Below are 21,198 nucleotides of genomic sequence, written 5' to 3'. Positions count from 1 at the left end.
TGAGGGCTTGCCGCCATAGGCGACATACCGCCGAACGAAACCCACCAAGTCGTGTCACGTTTCCCGGCACCGTGTGGTAATTGAAATACCCACTGACCACTCGGTTCAGCCACTGACCCACGACCCGAACAGGCTCATGGCGTCGGCGTTCAGCTCCTCCCGAATGACCAGCAACGTTGTGCGCATTCGCTTCTTAACTGTCAGGCGCAGTATTTGAAAACCACCGATCCTATTGGTACTACAACAGTGCGTGAAGCCAAGGAAGTCAAACGTCTGCGGTTTACCCAAACCTCGATCTCTGCGACTTCTCGCAGCAAAACGACCAAACTCGATCAGTCGTGTCTTCGAAGCATTTAGCGTTAAACCGAAGGGTCATGAGCTGATGTTTTACCTTCGCGTGATCCCAGTCATGGCAATGCTTTTGTCTGGGCGAGCCTGAGACCTTATCCGCGGGATACTGTCTTCCATCCGGTCTTGCGCAAACAACATGATCAAGAGCGGGATGAAAGGTATGACCCGGGTGTCGACAGCCCGCTGGAGTAGGTTCGCAGCCGTGTCACCAGTGGTGAGCTTTCATAGACTTCTCCAGGCCTCAGGGGCGAAGGTGGAAACACCTTCGGATATGCTAACGAACCCCGCAATACCGCTCTCATGCCCGCAGCACTTTATCGTCCCATCGAAGCGTGACGCACACATCCCCTTTCTCGCGGAACGAGGGGGATGTACGTGATCCCCCCGCCGCTCACAACGCTTTAAAGTGGAGGGCCTGACTCCGGGTCAAGCAGGTAGACGATCTCTGGAATTTTCTCTTCCAAAGTATCTATCAGCCTGCGCCGCAGCCGAGCATCCTCTTTCTTGTGTAAGCGGATCTTTTCGATCGCCAGCGCCATGACGAACTCCATGGCCGCCTCCCCCCTCTCACACCCGTAACCTGCCGCGAGTCGATAGATGATGTCAGCCATCGCCAGGCTTTGAGTCTCATCGGCGCGATAGTCGAGTTCAGTTGGCAAGGCGGCGTGTAGGAATGCCGCCTGAATAATCCCGTCGTCAAAACGGGAAAACACCTCCGGCGACAAGAGCACCTGCTGAAGCTCGCCGGACTCCAAGCGCTTGGCGTTTGCCACCTTTTCGCTTTGCCTAGCGTGCTGCAAGATCCACAAGATGGTAAGGAAAATGTCTGTAGAGGTTGCGACCGTTACATCCGTTTTCCCGTCAGGCTTTCCATCGACGAAAGCAAAACCACGGCTCAATTTCATCGGCTGGCCGGTATGGCTGCTTGGCCAAAACGGGTTCATGGCGAGCCCTTGCACTGGAGCTTGATCAAAAACTGCCATGCGGGCGGCGATGGGAGGCGAAAACGCCGTGCTGAATGAATGCAGTGAGCTGAGCAACGTCTGCTCTTTGTCCCAGTGATCGACGCAAGTCAACTCAGCAGCCGGGATCTCCATGTAGGTTTTGACTACGAACCTGCTGTGGTCTTTGGCTGGCTGGGTCAGGTTGCTCTGCAGCTCTTTGATCATCTGATAGCTGCGGCCGAACATTACCCCCGTTATGTAGAGACGGGTACCGGTGAGCTGTGCAGTACGTAATCGACGACTGACGCTCTGTAGCCTAGAACCACGCTCCACCGCCGCGGCTAGAATAATGGCGGAGCCATTGAATTTTGTTCCGGCATCGAAGTTGTCAAATGACACCTTGGTCTCTATTTCAACGCCGCATTCCCGCAGATAGGCAATAGCCTGGTCTGCAAGCAAGGAGCTCGCCTCATCGTCATCATGAATGATCCAGCGTGTCGATGAGACCGCTTCCTCCAGCAACACGGTTTTAAACCAGGTTTCGAATCCATCGGTAGCGACGAGACTGTCCTTGTTGACGTGTACCGTGCGAGATCGTGCTCCGGGCTTGTCTTTCTTGAAACAGCTGAAGAGATTTTCGCCCATAAACGAATAGAACTTTGACTGCAGGATCGCCGGCGCGTGATCAGTATTGATGTTCAGAAGCCGCGTTTCGCTGTGCTCAGCAACGAATCGCTCGCCGTGGATACGGATCAGTCTCGTACCCCCGGAATCCCCCTCCTGTAGCATTTCGAAATCATCCGGTTCCTTCAAGGTATACAAAATCGTGCAGCAGGCAGCTTCCGGCTCGAAGGATAGAATAGTGGTCACAAGGCAAGGCGCTGCGCTGTTGATGTCGGCCCATCGCTGCGCCAGACCGCATCGCGTTGAGGCAGAAATCAGACACATTGCAGAAGCGCCTTTCGGCAACGCCCCGTCCTTGACCAATCCTTCGTGCGAGTGAAACGAACGAATGTCTGTAAAGAGAGGTTGGGCGAATCGCATCAAGTACATTTGCAGTGCGAATGCCAATGGCAACAGTGCGATCGTATCCAGATACAACGTATCTGGTGCGCTCATCCCGTACGCTTTCACTTTTTTGATCAGTGGCAAGCAAGCGAAGGCAAGGAAGTGTGCATAGAGCGCTTCCAATAGCAAATCCTCCGCCCGAATGAAATAGTTTGAAGCCCGAGATGACGGCTTTGAATAGAAAAAACCGGCTGGGGCTTTTTTTAGGACGTCAGAGCACTTCACCATATGGGCTAGGCCAGCTTTCACGATGTTAGAAGACTGAGCTTTGACCAGCATACCGAGCTTATTTTCGGGACCGGAAATGTGAATGTAGTCAGTGATAGCGCCCGCTTCGTCGTAGAAGCCAACACCGTAAACCTGAGGGGATCCCGGCCCGTTTCGCTCAAACTGAGCCATCAGCGGCGAAGCTTTGGCAGCCTTGTGCTCCTTGAATTCTTCAAGGGTGTATTTAGGCAGCAGGAACAGCAGTGCGTCAGGCATCACGTGCCGGGGCAGCTGAATCTGCAGCGCGTGGGAAACCTGGCTTGGCGCCAGGAAGTCAGGGCCAGAGAAAAAAACTGCGAGGTGGAGAGGCTTGCCATCCTGACGAAGCTGGGCTTCGAAATCCATGAGATCAGCCATATCAGTTCACCGGAATGCAGATGGTGAAAACTGTGCCTTCTGCGGCTGCCAATTCTTGCTCAGTGCCTCTAGCCGATGGTTCGAACGCCATGACTCCACTACGTCCTTGAAATGCCTGATTCAGCGAAAGTCGCCCCGTGCGCACACGAACGTAAGCCTTGAGTTTGTTGAGAGCCTGAAGGGCGTTGTGCAACCCCATGCCCGATCTATCGGAATCAGGCTTAGAGGTCATATGTTTCTTGAAGCAATCCAAGGTTGCGTTCAGTTCTTCATCCAGTTCCAATTCATCAAGGCTCTCGACCGGGCGCTTCTCTTTGGCGGTCAACCATCGTCTGGCTAGACCAGGCCCGCTGTCGATGACCGAGATCTCCAAAAAGTCGAGCACCTCAGATTTCAAGAAATGCTTCAAGATAAAGCGAGCCAGTTCCGGCTCCCGATCTGAGTAACCCAAGGCGTCTTGGCGGCTGATTCTGTTTAATTTGATCGAGGTGCCACGCAGCGCCTTTTTGTATTTTTTGTCTTTGACGTCCGTTACTGCATGCTGATCAGCGTTGGCTATCAGCTCCCACAGCACACTGCCCAGCTCTGGAAGACCCGACTTCAACAGCGAAACCTGGTCGTTGCGCGCGGTCATCAGTGAAGACGATTTAGCTATCAAATCGGAGAACCATGACTCCGGCTGTATAAGGGGCGTGTTGTGATGGTAGAAAGGTTTGATGAATTCACGCTTGGCGTTGTTGACGCAAAATAGGTTGATCGCGGTGGGGCGAGCGCCTCTGGTAGTGGATGTATTGCGGATGTCCCCAACGAACATCGCCTCCACGAGTGTCCGGATAGCCAGCAGGGCGTCGCGCCGATCGACTATTAGGTGATCTTCGGTGTGAATCTCACTGGACATGATCAGGGCGAACAGCCCGGCGGCGGTTTTAGCAATCTGTGGAATCTGGGCGATCGCTTCTTCAGCAGGCGCGTAGAGATGCAGGACTGAATGCTCGTAGGCCCGGGCCCACGTAACGACGAATTGGGCCAAGGCCGCATCAACCCCCAGCCCCCCGCCATGACTCATACTGATAGGCAGTCTGAGCTGCGGATCCGTACCGAGTGTGTCGTAAAGACTCTCGATGTCATAAAGGTTTGACTTGCGGTTGATCTGCATTCAGGCCCTCACGCTCCCTCGTTGCTTGCATGCCGTTTTTGGCTGTCTTCCAATGGCTCGCACGTAGCCTAGGTATAGGCGCGAATGTACGCGATAAGAATAAATTGGGCGATGAAAATCCAAGGTGAGGCGCCGTTCAACCATTGAAGTCGACGGGTGGGTAATCACGTTTTACAGCGATTGCGACACACTGGACTACTGCGACAGCATTTATAGCCGGATGGTCGCGCTTACACCTTCGATTCCTCTGATCGGTTTGGCACCGACCCGGTGGAGCTGCTGAGCACATGGGAGCACCAACAACCCGAACGGATGCTCTGGGAACTGTAATCAGCGCTCTAGCCCCAGCTCCAGCTCCATCACGCCCTACCCGCTGCTTCCTTCACAGTGTCCACGCCCGTAGAATCGGGCTACCTGACAAATCGCGCAGGTGGCGCCTATTTCTTAGCCCTGCAAAGAACGCTTAGTCTGTGGATGGCGTGCCCATGATTGGGTGTCCTACTCACTCGAAACGATTGGAACACGTCGCTGATGAAACCTGAGGTCAAAAAACTCAACACTTATGCCAAGGGTGACCGGTTCGAGGAACAGGTCTTTGATTTTCTTTCGAAGGAAATTACCGAAGGCCGGTTCTACGCCTTCCGGCCTGAGTGCTGCAAGATTTTCAGGAAGAAGGGGTATTACTCCCGCGATCGCGAAGATTTCATCATTTTCGATGTGTCAGTGGAAATCTTTCTGCCCGGCTTTGAAACGCCTTCGTTGCTTGTGCTCATTGAATGCAAGAACTACAGCGGTACGGTGCCGGTTGGTGATATCGAGGAGTTCGGCTCGAAGATCAGCCAGGTCTCCGGTTTCAATGCCAAGGGGATTTTCGCATCTGCCAGCGCGTTCCAGTCCGGCACATTCAACATTGCTCGCAATCGTGGCTTCGGTGCGCTGCGGTTTTTCGACCAGTCTGAATTCCGCTGGGAGCTTCCCCGTACGCTCCTGACTGGCGCTCGTAGCGTGCGAGCCCGTAAGCGCGCCGAGATTGAATATGCACTGACCCAGCCAGGCTTCAAGCCTAGGGTACACAACGCGTATGCCGTTACTCCCTCCGGGTTCACCGACGGTTGGGACGGTATATGGAAAGGGTTGGGCCTAGAGAGCGCGTTCCGGGAGACTGACTTGTCTCTCATTCGATTGCCCGCTCCTGTTGCCGCGCCGAGGGTGGCGTTCATCTCGCGGGACAGGATCGAGAGCCTGGCGACGCAGGCGTTGGGATCAATCTCGTACGTCCACGGCGCGGTGGATCTGGACGCGCTTGTGAAGAAGGAGGCGACCGTCAACGGACTGGTTGTGAGCTACTTGGAGTCCTCAACTTCTGCGTTGGGCAGCATTACGTTCCGTCCTCTGGAGATCAAAATCTTCGCTGAAGACAGCCAATCCCAACTGGCACGCTTCACCCTCGCTCATGAGTTGGGCCACCATTTTCTCAATCACAAGCGCTATATGACCCGGGAAAGCATCCGGGCTCAAGAGATTGACCAAGCCCAATTTATCACAATCCCCAAAGGGGAAGTCGAGCGGTTGGAGTGGCAAGCCAATACGTTCGCCTCGTGTCTACTGATGCCTAGTGAAGACTTTCAGACGGCTTTTTGGCTCTTGCTGCGGCATCTCGGTATTCGTAATCGAGGGCACGGCCCCTTGTACCTTGATAGCCAACCTGACAACGTCAGCCAATTCGAAACCGTGTGCGCCTCGCTCAGCAAATATTTTAATGTCTCCAAGACCGCGATCCGCTTGCGAATGCGAGCACTAGGCCTGCTGGTCGAAGTGGAAAGGTGACTTCGCCGGACGGGTACGTTTATCGCCTAACTTCAAGCTTATAAAATACGCTCTCGATTTGAAACCTGCGCCGGTCAGACATTACCGCTCCCTGAATCTGGCTAGAGAGCCTCACGAAATAGCGGCACTCGTTCTTTTCGCCGAGGGCTCTAATGCCCTGCACTGTCTTGACGAAATCCTCATAGGATCGAGTCGTGTTGGCCATCAGATCTGTAAACCCTGGTAAGGCCTGTGCATCCGCCAGCCGTGATTGAGGCCAGGCGGGCTCAAAACTCATGTCGTTATCACGAAGGTAGACGGTGAGGAACATCTCTGGTTTACCAGCACTGTCGGCCCAGCACGGCGGAAGATCCCCGCCCTTACCCTTGTTGAGGCGGTTCTGGAGAAACTGCACCTGCCCCTTTAGATCGGCATTCGTTTTCTGCAATACGGCGGGGTTCAACCCATCCTTTTCGGCTTGGGTAAACGCCTGCGCATGCTTGACCAGATCCTGTACTTGTTCAGTGGTTGGCGCGCTATCGGTGGCGAGCGCGGCCTTGAGCATTTGCTCGGTAGACTTCAGTTGCCCAATGCGCTTGACGATGTCGGTAGGCTGGTGATCCTTGTCTGGGTCGGCGACCAGCTTCTTAAGCTGATCGTAGGACATCAGGGTTTCGAGTATCAGCCGCTTGCTTTGTTCAGGCTTACCAGCACTGCCGGCATCTTTTAGGGCTTTGTCTATTGCAGCCAGGGCTGTTACCTCCTGCTCTTTCTGCGTCAGCAGTACTTTCAGCTCGGAGGCTTCATCTCGGGCTTTTGAAGCATCCACAAGCTTGCTGATGACCTCGTCGGGGTTGGTGATACCCTTTTCAGCCAGTCGTGTTCTTAGAGCCTGCGTGGCCTCAGCAATTGTCTTCTCACGCTCGTCTAGACCGTTGAAGCTATCGAGCTTCTGCTGCAGGACATGTTTATCGGCGTTGAGCTTGTAGACTTGGTACCCGGTCAGCATCAGGAGCAGAAATGCGATCACCATCCAAATCTCTGAGATGGACAGACTGAAGACTTGATCGTTTTTCTGACTCATCAAGCAGGTCTCGCATCAGACTCAACTGCATCGTTGACTGCGACGAACTCTAAGCTTGTTCCAGGTGCGACGGACGCCTCATTGACCGCTGGCTGGATCACTTCGATTTTGCTGAGATGTTCAATTTTGAGGGTCAACTCGTCCAACTGTACATGCGCATGTTTAGCATTTGCATCGCTTTGCTCGACTCGGGCAGCCATCTTGCCGTGAACTTTGTTGCTGTCAACCACCGCCTCGATCAGTGGCGTCAACGTGTCCAGGATGCTCATCGCGAGGGTTTCGTTGGACTTGGCGCCCTGTTCGATCACCGATTGGATGCCTTTGCCGATCCCTTGTTCGAAGCTTTTGAACGATGTCTCAGAAGCCTGATTCAGATCCTGGAAGCGATCCAACAACTTGAACATCACCTCACGATTAGCGCTGGCCGATTCCAATTGATCCTTGTGACACCCATTAAGTGAACTCAGAAATTCTTTCTGAACACGCTCAAACTGAGCGACAGCCTGGCCGCCCTGCGCCGTAATGCTGTCCATTAATCGTTGCTGGATGTCGACGATATTGCCGACAGCCGCTAGGTTTTCCTCAAGCGACTGCGTTTTTGTGTTCAGTCCACGGATCGCGGTACCTACCGCGCGGGCTGCTGTTTTCACATCATCCGCCAGTGTCGAGATACTCGTGTTGACGCCATCGGTTGCATTGGCCAGCGTATCAAGCGCAGGGCTCAGCTTCTTAGCGAAAAGGTCATCCGGGAAAAGAGTGTGCTCCAGCCGCGCCGAAGCTTTTTCACCGAATTCAAGTGAGTGGCTTTCCATTCGCTCCAACGTTTGCTCACTGCGTTGAGCAAGGCCGGAGATGGTACTCAGCATTTCATCGCTGGCACCTTTGACATCGCTCAGCATGGCAGCAAAAGCTTCATTGCTTCGCCCAGTCGCGTGGGCGAAGTAATTGTCCATCTCCGCCATGTTCTGCTTTGACATCTCAGTGATTTGCTCTTGCACGCTCGACACCGCATCACGAGAAGTGGCAATCACGTTGTCTCTAAACATCACAAGTTGCTGGTAAGCATCCTCAAACATGTGCGCCAAGTTCTCAGACGCCTTGACCGCCTGCTCATGGATGCTTTCAGCGACGTCATCCTGATCGGCCTTAAACCCGATATAGAGTGTTCTGGCAATCATGCCGATGCCAGTACTGACGAGGGCTGCGCCGAAACGCATTGCCATACCGCTCAGGTTGTCACCGATGCTCTGAATATCGATCAGGCAGACGATGATGCTGCCAACCGTGAACAGAAAACCCAAGTAGTACACTGAGTCAGCGAACTTGGCCACAGTCAGCTGCATGTCGTAATTTTCCCGAATGCGGTTGCCTACCCACCAGTACCCGGCCATGACGGCAATCGGAACGACCAGACCAAAGAAAAAGGTGCCGACATAAAGGCTCAGCACAGCGGAGCTCGCCTTGAGCACCAGCGCAATGATGAACCAGAACCTTACCGTTCGCAGGTGGGCCTTAATGTCCATTTACAGTCCCTCCATGGGGTTCACGCTTTCAAGCTTCGCTTGGTTGGCTTCGAAATAATGAGCCCAGAAATCCGACCGCTTTCCATAAGGCGCAGCGCTTGGCTCGGCTGTTAGCATGTTGATGGTGACTTTCACGTCCTGGAGTGTCATGGCCGTAGATTTGCGGCCGTAAGGCGTATTGGCGAATTCTTTGTAGGACGGCAGCGTCGATCTGTACATGCTGAAGGAGGCCTCGTTTGCCACCATGTCGCTAAAGATGATCAGCTGCTTGTCGCCCTGTACGTTCGAGTGCTCAAAGGCTTTGATGCCTACTAGCTGGAGCATCTCGAATATCGGCGACGTCTTGGCCTTCTCATCGAGCGAGATGTGCTGCATTACAACATCCAGCGGCTTGTCGAATTTGTCAGCGTAGTCCTTCTCAACCAGCCGCTTTGAGGAGAGATATTTCATGTCATCCTTCCACTGGGTAGGCTTGCATCGCTCAAACAGGGGCGTGTCATGTTGCTTATAATCTTCGTCCAGCAGGAATACGGAGATCAGGGCTCCCACCGGGAGATCATTGATCACCAGCGATTTGATGCGCTGAGATAGGGCCGCTTTCTCGTTGAATGAGAATGGCGAGGTGTTGTCGATCAACACCACGTATTGTGCAACTGGCCCCTTGCTTGGGCACAAGGTCACCTTGTCGAGGGTGTCTTTTTGAAGCATCGTCCAGATGCCCCATCCAATACCAGCAAGCACCAATAGAACCACCGCCCAGATCACGAGGGTGTGCGAAGAGGTCTTCTCGTCTTCTTCGAAGATCGACATCGTGATTTCCTTAAGCGTTGCTTTCCAATGGGTGGGTCAATTCATATTGCTGGTTGAAGGACGCTTCAATTTTGTTTCGCGTAGGCTCGATCGTCGCGATCATCTCTTCCAGTAGCGCCTCTTGCTTTTCCAAACGCTGCTGATCGTCAACGATGCTGAAATCAGGCATCGTGTCCGACTCGAAGATCACGGGCTCGTCAAAGTAGGCTGGGCGCGGGCAGTCAGCCGGCCGCTTAAGCTGGTTCTCATAGCGGTAAGACTGAACGATTGAGCGCATGGTGTGCTCGACTTTGACGGTATACGCCGTCAGGGTTTTGCCAACCACGGTTTTGTCATTCATGCCCCTTTTGAAGCGTAGAATCCGCTGTTCAGCGTGTTTGATCTCAGCTTCCAGCTGAGAAAGCTTTCCAGCTTTTTCAGATTCAAGCTTTTTGCGCAGGTCGGTGATCGCCTTTAGGTTTACGAGGAAAGCATCCTTGTAGGCCTTGAAGACCTTCGCATAACCGGGATAAGGGTCGGTCCAGTGGTAAGCGTGCCACATGGCCATCAATCCGAAAACCACCGTCGCAGCGAAGAGCATGATCGACTCAAAGTCGATGAAAGGACTTACGTGGTTGGCAAATGCGTGCCCGGCGAGGCCCAAAGCACTTTCGCTTCCGTCCTCCAGTACGCCCAGAGCATAGCGAAAGTAAGCCACAACACACCCCATGGCCACCGTAGCCAGCAGCCCCATCAGCCCGGACATCCATCCACAGAGCCGTCTGCCCAGGTTGACGTGATTGGTGTTGGTGAAGATCCAGCCTGCAAGAAGCCCGAGCGCGACGTTGACAATAGAGAAACCGGCGGCCAGCACGAAACCACCTGCGAGACCGTCGGCCATCCCATTAGCAAACCACATCGCGTTGAAAACACCCTCGAACACCACCGCAAGGATGAGCCAAGCTTTGCGCTGGCTCAGTTTATTCTTGGTCGGGAGCTTCGCGTCGGTCTCAGGAAGGTGATTTTCAAGCCGGAAGGCATCGAGCAACTCCTTGTGCTCTCTCATCTGCTGACCGGTGATTTGGATCTTAGGCTGAGCCATCGAAAGAATTCGATCAGCTGCGCGGACGAATTCATCACCCAATTGAGCAATTCGATTGGCGTCACGCGTGAGCTCAACCTCATCCAGACCGCGCTGGATCAACACTTTGCGGTGCGCACCGTATTTGAAACCCATTGATCGCAGATTGCCGAGCTCCGACTTGATCGCATGCTCAACCGGGCTTTCTTGCACTTGGTCAGGGGCTGGTACGCGGGCAGCACCATGCTCGTGGGCCTTGCGTACAACATCAAGGCGCTCACGAATTTCGTTTTCATCGAAGGGCTTGAGCAGCGGCTCGACAGATTCTTCCGGCCGGCTTTCGAAAAACTTGACGATACCGGAGAAGATTTTTTTGAGAAAATTCATTGAGAAAAATCCGTAAATCGTTGCCTTAGAACGACTCCTGAAATTTCCCAACAGCGCACCTAGTCGCTATGTTTGCACCGCGACGATGGCCTGATAGGGTTCAGTGAATGCGTTTTCCGTAACGTGAGCCCGAGATCAAAAGGCCATCATTTAGCCCGAATCATGACGCTGGGGAGATGGATTGGCAAGGGAAGCTGGAGCTATATCGTCAGCTAGGCTGCACACTTGAGCGGTATGTTGGTTGTGAGTTGATCGTCGGTGGCGGCGCGTCTTACGCATCCGGTTCGCTTTCCGTTCGTTTTAGAGCGTCCTTAAATAGGCAGCCCCCTACTGATGCTGAGCCGAAACTCACAACACATATTCGAGGGGGTATCGTTCAAGGTCAGGAGATGTACCGCTCGCCCGGTAATCCATAGGTGCCTTGGCCGCATCCGAGAAATCCGCAATAATTCTAATAAGCCACTATCATTCTATGGATTGCAGTTATGGCACGGAAGCGCAAAGGGGCGAACGTGGGTCTCGGTACCCTCTTCCCCCTCGTCATCTTGGTTGGACTGTTCGCACAGATTCCGAAGCCTGTTTGGATTGTTCTCTCCGTGGGCATCGCGATTGGGTGCATATGCTGGCTTATTTTCAAACCTCGTAAGCGCAATCTCACCTCCTCCCCGGTCCGTGACAGAATTATCAATCGGGAACTGTTGAAGTACTCGCCCGAAATCTGTGCGCAGCATCAAACGACTTGCTAAGTCCCCAGGGGTCAGTCTCTCGCCTTGAATGCGCGCGTTGGTGGCGATGTGAATGGCTAACGCTGCAGCATCCTCAGGCCGTCTTTCGGCGTTGGGGTATAGCCCTATTCCAACATCCTTCATCAACAAGTCGAGCAGTAAACCCTCTAACGGGCCGGGGCTATCAAGATCAAGCTTTGCTGAGGGCAAAGCAAGTTCAATGACAAAGCGCTCACAGAGAGCGACAACTTGATCTCGAGTAAGCGGTGCTGAGCCCTCCTTGGAGGGGCAGAGTACCGAGAGTTTGGGGCCTTCGGAATCTGGCCATATTCGAGCTGAATCGATGCGATATCGCGTTGTAGTAAACCCTGCGAACGTGCCAGCGGCGTCCGACAATTCAAATAAAGCGGACAAGGCATCGGTTATAACAGGGGCCTGCCAGGTCGCGCAGAGCCTGTACTCGTCAGCTGCGTCAATGCCTGCATGGGTGAACGTCTGAACCAAGCGGTCAAATCGAAGTGAGGAGGCAGCCTGTGAAATCTTGAAGCTTCAGTGCGACGTCGGGGTTCAGGCTGGATTTTAGCTGGCGCTGGATTCTGGTTCCATTGGCCGTCACCTCAAGAACGTCGAAGCTGTCGTCTTCGCAGTTTTACGATCCACGATGACCGCTTCATGCTGGTGAACAAGTGCTCGAACCAGTAAGTATGCGGTAACCAAATCTTGGTAGGCATAACCCCTGCGAGCGGCGCTCAAGGAGCCCATGTGTGTCGTAATCAAATCTCCCGATCCTTTTAAAGCCCGGCACTAGGGCCCTCCTTGACTGGCTACACATATTAAGCTACCGATGGCTTTCTGGTTGCTATTTGCGAACTGCTTTTAACAACGATATTGCTCATCCAGTATACGGGACGCACTGAATACCAGTCACTGCCATCCTGGAGTCGGTCAGAAATCGACATTCGCGATCGCTCGCACACCCGGTGCGAATTGGGGCAAAACTGGGGGCAAAATTCGCATTCTTTGGTCTAGAACCACCGTTCTAGAGCCAAGTCAAAATGTTCTTTGGGGATCCGGATAGTCTCTAGGCGTTGCTGGGCAGGCTGTTCATCTGACCTTTTTTGCCTTTCCACAAACAATGGAGTTCCATTCACTTCCATTGGTTTGCTACCGGTCCTACCCCGTACTATTGGCCGAGCCGTAGTGCGCGCACCACCTACCACGCTGGGCAAACGCGTGAAAATGTAAAAAATTATGATGGCATAATGCCTAGACACCCTGCAAAATCCACACGTTTCCAATGGATTTGAAGGAGCGGTTCCGATGACATGGCCAGTCATGCTGAAACTCGACAGCGCAGCCTACCCGCTCAGCGTGGTGCAACGTGTCGCTTACTCCCTTGCCGGCACTGTCGCGATCCAAGTCGGTATTGAAACCAATCAGATAAGTCTCTTGGCCCACCCCGCTGAAGCAAGGCTAACGCTTTCACCGGAGCAGGCTCACTCGCTGATCCTCCAGCATCTGAACGACTTCGCCCTACGCGACCATATAAACCGCGAAACAGCAGGGTTGCGCGAAGTCCTGGCCCGAGCCGCGCTCGCTGGATGTGGGGTTTCGCAGTGACACTGATTGCGACAGACGCCAAGCACTACCGCTTGCTGCCTTTTCGATTCATGCGCATGAACACGGGACATGACCGTGACATCCTACTCACCTCCGATACCGGTGAGTACATGCACGTGAACGACGCGCAATTACGAGCCCTCAGTTACTTCGACGTTCAAGCAAGTACGCCTTTTTACAAGGACCTGCTGGCCCGCCACTTCATCTACGAACCCGGCCGCCACGACCCGTTCCCAGAAATGGCCGCGCAGTATCGCAGCCGCAAGGACTTCATCTTCCAGGGCCCTGCACTGCACTTGTTCGTGGTTACATTGCGCTGCAACCACACCTGCCAGTACTGCCAGGTGTCGCGGGCCCCTCTGGGAGGATCCGGCCACGACCTGTCGGAAGCGGATGCACAGGCGGCGGTCGATCGCCTGTTCGAATCGAATGCTCCCGCCCTGACTGTGGAGTTTCAGGGTGGCGAGCCGCTTCTGGCCTTCGAGCGCGTCCGCCAGATTGTCGAATGGGTCGTTGAACGGAACGTGGTCGAACAACGGGATATCCAGTTCGTCATCACCACCACGCTGCACCACCTGACGGAGGAAATACTCGACTTCGCAGAACAAAATCGCATCCAGTTTTCGACCTCGCTCGATGGGCCCGCGCCCTTGCACAATGCCAACCGCCCTACCCCGTCACGAGACTCCTACGAACGCACTGTAAAAGGCATCCAGTGGGTCCGTGAGCGCCTTGGCCATGATGCAGTTTCCGCGCTGACCACGCTGACTTCAAGAAGCCTCGAACAACCTGAAGCGATCATCGATGAGTATGTAAGCCAGGGCTTCTCCAGCATCTCGCTTCGGCCTCTGAGCCCTTATGGGTTTGCCACCAAGAGTGCCCATCGACTTGATTATCCGATTGAGCGATACCTGGCCTTCTACAAGAAGGCACTGGACTATTTGCTGCGTATCAACCAGCAGGGCGTTTACCTGTCGGAGAGTTACACGAGCCTGCTGCTGAAGAACATCCTCACGCCCTTCTCCTCCGGCTATGTGGACCTGCGCTCCCCTGCTGGCGCAGGCACTGCGGCGTTGGTTTACAACTATGACGGTTATGTCTATCCCTCGGACGAAGCCCGAATGTTGCTGGAGATGGGTGAAGATGGCTTGAGGCTCGGCACCGTACAGCAACACTTGTCTGAACTACTGGCATCGCCCGTCATGGAGGCATTGCTTGCCAGTGGTGTTGCGGAGGCACTGCCGGGCTGCTCGGACTGCGCACTGGTCCCCTACTGCGGCGCAGACCCCATCGAACACTATGCGCGCCAAGGCGACCCAATCGGACACCGGGAGTTCAGCAGCTTCTGCAAGAAAAACATGGGACTGCTGAAGCATTTATTCGGCCTGCTTCGCGATGGCGACGACAACGCGCAGAGGGTGCTGTTGTCCTGGTTGAACAGGCGCTCCTACAGCGATGTTCGGTTCCCGGGTTACAGGGGCTGATGGCGATGCTGCGCAAAGACACCCATTTCGAAATCCATCACCTGAATGAGCCAAAGCTGCTCAAAGTCATCACCCTGGATGAGTTTATCGAACAAGGCCTGGCTGTATGTGCCGGAAACGCTGAGGTCGGTGAGCTGCTGCTTTGGCTGCCAAACCAAGAACGGCTACGGAGCCCGAACCTGCTTTCATTGCCCGTGGGTGGATTCCTAACCCCAGAGCCATTGATTGGCGACTTCGACAGCGAGCGGCTACACCTGCACACACCCAAAGATGCGGATGTCGTGCAGCCCGGCGATGTCATTGCCATCACACCAGGCAACGCTTTGGTGCGAGTGCTGTATCGACGAGGCTCGGACAGCAACCTGCTGTTCATGACCGATCGTTGCAACAGCCTCTGCCTGATGTGCTCGCAGCCGCCCAAAGATATCGATGACCGTTGGCACATCGAGGAAAACCTTCGGCTGATCGACCTGATGGACCCGGGCGAGGAAAACTTGGGCATCAGCGGCGGCGAGCCAACACTCTATCGCGACGGCCTACTCGAAACTCTGGCCAAGTGCAAAGCCGTTTTGCTGCAGAAATCCATTCATGTGCTCAGCAATGGGCGCCTGTTCAAAGATCCGAGCTGGATCCAAGCACTCTCTACTATCGACCACCCTCAGTTGAGCTGGGGTATTCCGCTGTATGCCGACAATGCCGAAGACCATGATCATGTGGTGCAGGCTCCCGGCGCGTTTAGCGAAACCCTGCAAGGTCTTTACAACCTGGCGCGTGCCAACCAGATCATCGAGATACGCGTGGTGCTCAATCGCCTGACCACGCCACGCTTGCCAGAACTTGCCCACTACGTGTTCAGGAACCTGCCCTTCGTGCGGCATGTTGCGCTGATGGGTATCGAGAGTACCGGCCTGGCCAGGAAGCACTATGAAGAACTGTGGATTGACCCGCTGGACTATCAGGAGTCGTTGAGCCAGGCCGTGTATTTCCTGTTCAACCGCGGAGTGCCGGTTTCGATCTACAACTTGCCCCTGTGCCTGATCCCGGCCCACCTCTCGCGTTTCGCCCGCCAGAGCATCTCGGACTGGAAGAACCTGTTCATCGATACCTGCCAGCAATGCGCTGCCGTCAAACATTGCTCTGGCTTCTTCAAATCCCACACCGACCGCTGGCAGAGCCGCGGCGTACAACTACTATCGACCGAGGCCTTTAGCGCCTATGCAAGGAGTGCACAGTGAAATTGCTCGATCGCTGGAAAGTCCTCATCAGTGGGATCAGCCTGCTGCCAATGGCAAGTACCACCCTGGCACAGGCGGGCCATCTGTCGCTCGCGGATGCGAACTGGCAACCCCCCGACAAGCTACAGCCCCCGGTATTTGCCGATACGCTCAATGCGCCAAACACCGTCAACATCTATGCGGCACATCGCTCGCACAGTTCTCACCGGTCCCACAGTTCGCACAGTTCTCACTACAGCGGCTCGGGTGGCTATAGCGCACCTCGCTACTACAGCCCACCCGCTACCAGCACCCGAAGCTACAGCGCGCCGAGTGCTTCGAGCAGCATCCCAAGCAGCAACAGCCTTTATCGGTCGTCTGGCACTACCAGCGGGACAAGTTCGAGCACTTCAAAGAGCCGCGCGACCAATGAGCAGAAAAGCAACCTGGTCACCCGTGTGCAGACCGCGCTGATGGTGCGCCAGTATTACCAAGGCACCATTGATGGGGTGATGGGCAAGGCGACACGTGGTGCGTTGATGGCCTTTCAGATGGACAGTGGGCTGACCGTGAATGGCCGGATGGATACACCATCGCTGAATGCGTTGGGGATCAAGATTCCATAAGTCGCTTCAAGTTAAAGCTAGCGTCCGTTCAGCAACGGAGGAATTATCCCATGCAGCATATCATTCAGGTCGACAACACTCTCTGGGCATTAACCAGCCGTCTGCAAGGCAAGGAACTGCAAATACCGTCGCGTAGCGCCCGTTTCCGAATCACGACCGTTGATGCAAATCGCGTTGTGATTGAGACCGGATTGGAAGACTCGCAGTTGGCGCTGACTCGAGCAGCTTTCCAGCAAACGTTGGACTACCTCGCTGGTAACAATTATTTCGGACAAGCACAAGCTGTGGAAGTCAGCTCCAACCATACGTACGAAAAAGCCGGCCCACTTTGCCAAGCGGCTCGTTACAGAGCCGAAAATAAACCGGGCAGTCTTCATTATTGAAGCAAAAGTAGAAATTTTCATTTGGGCTGTTGCAGACAGCAAGGGACAGAGCCTTGTCAGACCTAAATTATCAAAAACAGGCGCAGGACTACTATGGTAAGGCCCCCGTCATCATTCTGGGCAGCGGCGCGTCCGCTGCACATGGCGTGTCTGGAATGTGGGCATTGGCGAACCACTTGGTCGAAAATACGGACATTTCAGGATTGAACACTGCCGAGATCGACGCGTGGGCCAAATTCTGTCAGTTGCTGAAGGATAATGTCGACTTGGAGGCAGCCCTGCACCAGATCGATGCTTCTAACACGCTCACGGCAAGAATCATCAAGTCAACTTGGGCGCTGATAAACTCTGAAGACAGCAAAATCTTTCAGGATAGCCTCCAGAACAATTCGATGTTCCCCCTGAGTCGGCTGCTTGAACATATGTTCATGAGCAGTCTGAAAATTATTAACATCGTGACTACGAATTATGATCGGTTGGCAGAGTACGCCTGCGATCAGGGTCGGATTCACCACTACACCGGGTTCACGCATGGTTATTTCCGCCAGCTTGCAGCTGCGACGGAAATAAACGCTGCGCGCCGCGTAAATATCTGGAAGGTGCATGGATCCCTTGATTGGTTCCAGTCCCCTCTTAACGATACCGTTGCCTTCTCGGTCACTCAGGATGTACCTGATAAATATGAGCCTCAGATCGTAACCCCTGGCAGCCAGAAATATCAGAAAACTCACCTTGAGCCATTCCGTTCCATCATCAACAACGCCGATACGGCCATTAATGAGGCAGGCTCATATCTGTGCATTGGCTACGGTTTCAATGACGAACACATCCAGCCGAAGCTCATGGCGAAATGCCTTCGCCAGAAAGCGCCAGTCACAATTATAACCTTTGCGCTTTCCGAGTCTGCCAAAAGACTAATTCTTGAAGGCAAGGCCCAAAACTATCTGGCAATCGAGCGCGGCGCAACAAACGACCAATCAATTGTCTACTCCTCTCTGAGTGATACCCCAGTGACGGTAGAAAGGAATATCTGGAGTCTTGAAGGTTATCTGTCACTCATAATGTAGGAAAACAATATGCCGATCTTTAATTTTAAGGATGAAGAAGCGCTTGGCAAAGTGGCCTCCGTCGATACCGCAACTGTCATGGTGGAAGTGGAGAATGTCCACCAGCTCAAGCGCCTGCAGGTGAATCATCTGGCCGTTCTGCAAAGCAGCAGGATCGGCCAACACCTTATCGGTCTCATTACACAGGTGACACGGAAGCGGGCCATCGGCGATCTCGTAATTGATGGGATCAATGATCAACCTTCTGAGTTGAACCTGTGCCGTATCTCTCTAATTGGCACCATGCTTGACCGCGATGGAGAACGTGAGAATGTTTTTCGCCGTACGCTGGAAAGCGTTCCAGAAATTGATGCCAATTGCTTTTCGCTGGAGGGTGACAATCTTACCGGGTTCATGCGCACACTCTCTAACGTAGCCGCAGGTGGTAACGCCCTGACACTCGGCAAATACACTTTGGATGAGCATGCTGTTGCCTATCTTAACGGCAACAAATTCTTCCAGCGCCATGCATTCATTGGCGGAAGCACCGGCTCCGGAAAGTCTTGGACGACCGCCAAAATCATTGAGCAGATGTCGGGGCTGGCTTCTGCTAACGCGATTGTCTTCGATCTGCATGGCGAATATTTGCCTTTGGTTGGTGCCGGTATTCAGCACTTCAAAGTGGCGGGCCCCGCAGACGTTGAGGCTGGACGCACCCTTGATAAAGGTGTGCTTTACCTACCGTATTGGCTACTGTCGTACGAAGCGCTCGTTTCCATGTTTGTCGACCGGAGCGACCAAAACGCGCCTAACCAGGCCATGATCATGGCGCGTGAAATTAACCAGGCGAAAAGAAAGTACCTTGAGGACAACGACCAAACAGATGTGCTGAAACACTTCACAGTGGACAGCCCGGTTCCATTTGATCTCGATTTCCTGATGGGCAGACTGAATGAGATCAACATCGAGATGGTCCCTGGCGCTAAGGCTGGCAGTGAAAAGCAGGGCGATTTCTTTGGCAAGCTTGCTCGAATGATCTCTCGGCTTGAAAACAAGATCTCCGATAGACGCTTGGGCTTTATGTTCAACGGCGGTGGAGACGTTCTGGATTTCACCTGGCTTGAAAAATTCGCCAGCGCCGTGCTCGGCAGCACTGGTGAGAACGGTAAGGCTGGCATTAAGATTATCGACTTCTCGGAGGTGCCGTCGGACGTTCTGCCGCTGATCGTATCCCTTGTTGCGCGAGTCACGTTCTCCGTTCAGCAGTGGACTCCTTCTGAGATGCGTCATCCTATTGCGCTCCTTTGTGACGAAGCGCATCTCTACATGCCGCAACGCAACATGGCCGATTCTGCCGATGATATCTCCCTGGATATCTTTGAACGTATCGCCAAGGAAGGTCGAAAATACGGTGTAAGCCTGGTGGTGATCAGCCAGCGCCCGTCTGAAGTCAACAAGACGATGCTCAGTCAGTGCAGTAACTTCGTCTCCATGAGGCTGACGAACGCAGAGGACCAAAGTGTTATCAAGCGTCTGCTTCCTGACAGCCTTGGCGGCTTCAGCGACATTCTTCCGACTCTTGATACGGGTGAAGCCCTGGTCGTAGGTGATGCTAGCTTGTTACCGAGCAGGATCAGGATCGACGAGCCCGCAAACAAACCTAATAGCGGTACGGTAAATTTCTGGGATGAATGGCAAAAAAATGCCAAAGATAACCGCCTCTCGACTGCTGTCGAAAACTGGCGCAAGCAGAACATCCAGTAATAAATAAAACCTCAAGGAGCATCTGCCCCTTGAGGTTTTATTATTCGAACTGAGTATGCTTCTTCCTGCACAGGAAGGATATAGATTTTAACCCCCACCAGTATTCATCCAAGGCTTTGAAATACTGCCAACGCCAGAATCTCTGCCTAACCGCTCTTGGCTATGTCGTTTCAGAAATAGACTATAACTTACTAGCTGAAGGTTGGCCAAAGCTCCCCCTTATGAGCCAGACAAAAAACCAAATATTAAAAAATATTGAGAATGCAATCTTTCGACTCCAAGACCGCGACTTCATATTATTCTCACCAACAAATGAAATCGAGGAGGTTGCAGACTTACCTCCAGCAATAAAACAGATCACACAGAATAGAAAATATTTTAAATGCGTATGTTCTTTTGAGCGAGTAACATTCTCCACTTCAGAGTTAAGTTTGCCGTATAATCTCCTCAGCCTTTCAGTATGTCCAGACGTTGGAATGAGTACCTTATCGCCAAGCTCTTGGCTATTTATCAGAAGCTCAACAGGCGTTTCCTGACAAATCTTCGAGCCATCGCGATGCGAACAGACGCTTGAATTCAAACGTTCAATATCATCCTTGCTAGGAATATTCGCCAACCAAGAGTCACCGTATCGTCTAAATTCAGGTTCCGACTGCGTTATCTCAGGAGGCAATGTATTAAAAATACTCCGCGCCCTTTCGCAAATATTTTTTTCTTGCATAGCAAGCGCCAAGTTAGCCTCACAAAGCGAATTCAAAACCGTATATCTGTCATTATAGAAATCTAGATACTTACCAATTATTGCATTGGTTCGGACCTTGCTTTCCTCATGAGATTTCGCCTGTGAATCCACAACCAAATACATACACCCTACAAGTGTTAAGAGACACCATAAATGATCGTAAGCGTGTTTGAATTTTTGGCTTTTAAAAATATTTGCCACCATCATAATAGCGGCCCACCCCCACATAAATGCAATTAGAAAGCTTGCACCATTACTCCAAAACCCTCCAATATAACCCGCCCCCAAATGAAACTCATTCGGGATGAAAAAAACCAGCGGCATAGATATACCCAGCAACGACAAAACGCCTGGCAGGAGTACGATTGCGAGCATGGTTATTCCCGCCGTTTTCCCGAGAATAAATCCACCTCTAACAAGTATGAGCACGAGAGGAGCAAGCAATACAAACAACAGCCCTGCGATTATTTTCACTCCCGCAACCGGACTTAAATTAAGTATGGGTAGCGGGAAATCCGGATCATGGATATTATTCAATAAGCCAAATAGACCAACACCCTCAAGATTTTGAGATATGCCGTATGCCGCTATGTATGCGAAGAAAAAATACGGCTTAAAAAATATGAATATCAGCTGCACTATTTTTCACCAGTGAAAACCAAAGAATTTTAGCCAACAGTATAATTCCAATCACAAGCAATGCGCACGCAGCCTCATCAAGCCCAAAGCAACAAACATCCTTGTATCGATTCATATAAAGATCAGTGGCGATTCGCAAAGC

At 53.0% G+C, this 21,198-nt stretch carries 15 protein-coding genes and 1 pseudogene; 9 read left to right on the top strand and 7 right to left on the bottom strand.

Annotated features, from left to right (window positions below; genetic code table 11):
• Positions 1–752: 752 nt before the first annotated feature.
• Positions 753–2,987, bottom strand: coding sequence for a hypothetical protein (locus JH25_RS26475; RefSeq protein WP_032875225.1), 2,235 nt, complete (start codon positions 2,985–2,987; stop codon positions 753–755).
• Position 2,988: 1 nt separating this feature from the next.
• Positions 2,989–4,143: an ATP-binding protein gene (locus JH25_RS26480; RefSeq protein WP_032875222.1), complete on the bottom strand. Its 1,155-nt coding sequence runs from the start codon at positions 4,141–4,143 to the stop codon at positions 2,989–2,991.
• A gap of 139 nt (positions 4,144–4,282) precedes the next feature.
• Here JH25_RS26480 and JH25_RS29290 point away from each other — a divergent pair.
• Both JH25_RS29290 and JH25_RS26485 read left to right on the top strand, forming a co-directional pair.
• Positions 4,283–4,473 (top strand): annotated as a pseudogene (locus tag JH25_RS29290) (DUF7693 family protein); the annotation flags it as partial.
• 201 nt (positions 4,474–4,674) lie between these two features.
• Positions 4,675–5,970: an ImmA/IrrE family metallo-endopeptidase gene (locus tag JH25_RS26485; protein WP_032875220.1), complete on the top strand. Its 1,296-nt coding sequence runs from the start codon at positions 4,675–4,677 to the stop codon at positions 5,968–5,970.
• 19 nt (positions 5,971–5,989) lie between these two features.
• Here JH25_RS26485 and JH25_RS26490 read toward each other — a convergent pair whose 3' ends face one another.
• From JH25_RS26490 to JH25_RS26505, 4 genes are read right to left on the bottom strand one after another with little or no spacing between them, the layout of a single operon-like run.
• The gene (locus tag JH25_RS26490) at positions 5,990–7,033 is read right to left on the bottom strand and encodes a hypothetical protein (RefSeq protein ID WP_032875217.1); all 1,044 of its coding nucleotides are present in this window, start codon (positions 7,031–7,033) and stop codon (positions 5,990–5,992) included.
• Positions 7,033–8,556 (bottom strand): hypothetical protein, encoded by a 1,524-nt coding sequence (locus JH25_RS26495; protein ID WP_032875214.1) that lies wholly within the window; start codon positions 8,554–8,556, stop codon positions 7,033–7,035. Before JH25_RS26495 ends, JH25_RS26490 begins: the two co-directional genes overlap by 1 nt.
• Positions 8,557–9,366, bottom strand: a complete 810-nt coding sequence (locus tag JH25_RS26500; protein WP_032875209.1) for a hypothetical protein — start codon at positions 9,364–9,366, stop codon at positions 8,557–8,559.
• A 10-nt stretch (positions 9,367–9,376) separates the two neighbouring features.
• Entirely contained in the window at positions 9,377–10,813 is a 1,437-nt protein-coding gene (locus JH25_RS26505; RefSeq protein WP_032875205.1) for a hypothetical protein, read from the bottom strand.
• 2,045 nt (positions 10,814–12,858) lie between these two features.
• On the opposite strand from JH25_RS26505, the gene hxsD reads away from it, so the two are divergent.
• The 7 genes from hxsD to JH25_RS26540 are packed head-to-tail and all read left to right on the top strand — an operon-like array spanning position 12,859 to position 19,675.
• Positions 12,859–13,158, top strand: a complete 300-nt coding sequence (hxsD, locus tag JH25_RS26515; protein ID WP_032875199.1) for a His-Xaa-Ser system protein HxsD — start codon at positions 12,859–12,861, stop codon at positions 13,156–13,158.
• Positions 13,155–14,642, top strand: coding sequence for a His-Xaa-Ser system radical SAM maturase HxsB (gene hxsB, locus JH25_RS26520; protein ID WP_032875196.1), 1,488 nt, complete (start codon positions 13,155–13,157; stop codon positions 14,640–14,642). Before hxsD ends, hxsB begins: the two co-directional genes overlap by 4 nt.
• Positions 14,642–15,877 carry a His-Xaa-Ser system radical SAM maturase HxsC gene (gene hxsC / locus JH25_RS26525; protein ID WP_032875193.1) on the top strand — a complete coding sequence of 412 codons (1,236 nt, stop codon included), beginning with the start codon at positions 14,642–14,644 and terminating at the stop codon, positions 15,875–15,877. The genes hxsB and hxsC overlap by 1 nt, the downstream gene beginning before the upstream one ends.
• A complete protein-coding gene (gene hxsA, locus JH25_RS26530) occupies positions 15,874–16,482 on the top strand; it encodes a His-Xaa-Ser repeat protein HxsA (protein ID WP_032875191.1) in 609 nt (202 codons plus the stop codon). The genes hxsC and hxsA overlap by 4 nt, the downstream gene beginning before the upstream one ends.
• A 50-nt stretch (positions 16,483–16,532) precedes the next feature.
• Positions 16,533–16,865: a hypothetical protein gene (locus JH25_RS0126720; protein WP_032880944.1), complete on the top strand. Its 333-nt coding sequence runs from the start codon at positions 16,533–16,535 to the stop codon at positions 16,863–16,865.
• 53 nt (positions 16,866–16,918) lie between these two features.
• Positions 16,919–17,932, top strand: coding sequence for an SIR2 family protein (locus JH25_RS26535; protein ID WP_032875188.1), 1,014 nt, complete (start codon positions 16,919–16,921; stop codon positions 17,930–17,932).
• Positions 17,933–17,941: 9 nt separating this feature from the next.
• Positions 17,942–19,675 carry an ATP-binding protein gene (locus tag JH25_RS26540; RefSeq protein WP_032875185.1) on the top strand — a complete coding sequence of 578 codons (1,734 nt, stop codon included), beginning with the start codon at positions 17,942–17,944 and terminating at the stop codon, positions 19,673–19,675.
• A gap of 181 nt (positions 19,676–19,856) precedes the next feature.
• Here the strand turns inward: JH25_RS26540 and JH25_RS26545 are convergent, their stop codons facing one another.
• On the bottom strand, positions 19,857–21,056 hold the full coding sequence (locus JH25_RS26545) for a hypothetical protein (RefSeq protein ID WP_032875182.1): 1,200 nt from the start codon (positions 21,054–21,056) through the stop codon (positions 19,857–19,859).
• Positions 21,057–21,198: the final 142 nt, after the last annotated feature.

This window comes from Pseudomonas sp. BRG-100, from assembly GCF_000737955.1.
In the GTDB taxonomy this organism is placed as follows: Bacteria; Pseudomonadota; Gammaproteobacteria; order Pseudomonadales; family Pseudomonadaceae; genus Aquipseudomonas; species Aquipseudomonas synxantha_A.
The sequence above is the reverse complement of the archived record's forward strand: the minus strand, read 5'-3'. Positions and strand labels throughout refer to the sequence as shown.

Excerpts from the sequence above, each read along its gene's own strand:
- JH25_RS26475 (WP_032875225.1), bottom strand. The coding sequence starts at position 2,987 with ATGGCTGATCTCATGGATTTCGAAGCCCAGCTTCGTCAGGATGGCAAG.
- JH25_RS26480 (WP_032875222.1), bottom strand. The coding sequence starts at position 4,143 with ATGCAGATCAACCGCAAGTCAAACCTTTATGACATCGAGAGTCTTTAC.
- JH25_RS26485 (WP_032875220.1), top strand. The coding sequence starts at position 4,675 with ATGAAACCTGAGGTCAAAAAACTCAACACTTATGCCAAGGGTGACCGG.
- JH25_RS26490 (WP_032875217.1), bottom strand. The coding sequence starts at position 7,033 with ATGAGTCAGAAAAACGATCAAGTCTTCAGTCTGTCCATCTCAGAGATT.
- JH25_RS26495 (WP_032875214.1), bottom strand. The coding sequence starts at position 8,556 with ATGGACATTAAGGCCCACCTGCGAACGGTAAGGTTCTGGTTCATCATT.
- JH25_RS26500 (WP_032875209.1), bottom strand. The coding sequence starts at position 9,366 with ATGTCGATCTTCGAAGAAGACGAGAAGACCTCTTCGCACACCCTCGTG.
- JH25_RS26505 (WP_032875205.1), bottom strand. The coding sequence starts at position 10,813 with ATGAATTTTCTCAAAAAAATCTTCTCCGGTATCGTCAAGTTTTTCGAA.
- hxsD (WP_032875199.1), top strand. The coding sequence starts at position 12,859 with ATGACATGGCCAGTCATGCTGAAACTCGACAGCGCAGCCTACCCGCTC.
- hxsC (WP_032875193.1), top strand. The coding sequence starts at position 14,642 with ATGGCGATGCTGCGCAAAGACACCCATTTCGAAATCCATCACCTGAAT.
- JH25_RS0126720 (WP_032880944.1), top strand. The coding sequence starts at position 16,533 with ATGCAGCATATCATTCAGGTCGACAACACTCTCTGGGCATTAACCAGC.
- JH25_RS26540 (WP_032875185.1), top strand. The coding sequence starts at position 17,942 with ATGCCGATCTTTAATTTTAAGGATGAAGAAGCGCTTGGCAAAGTGGCC.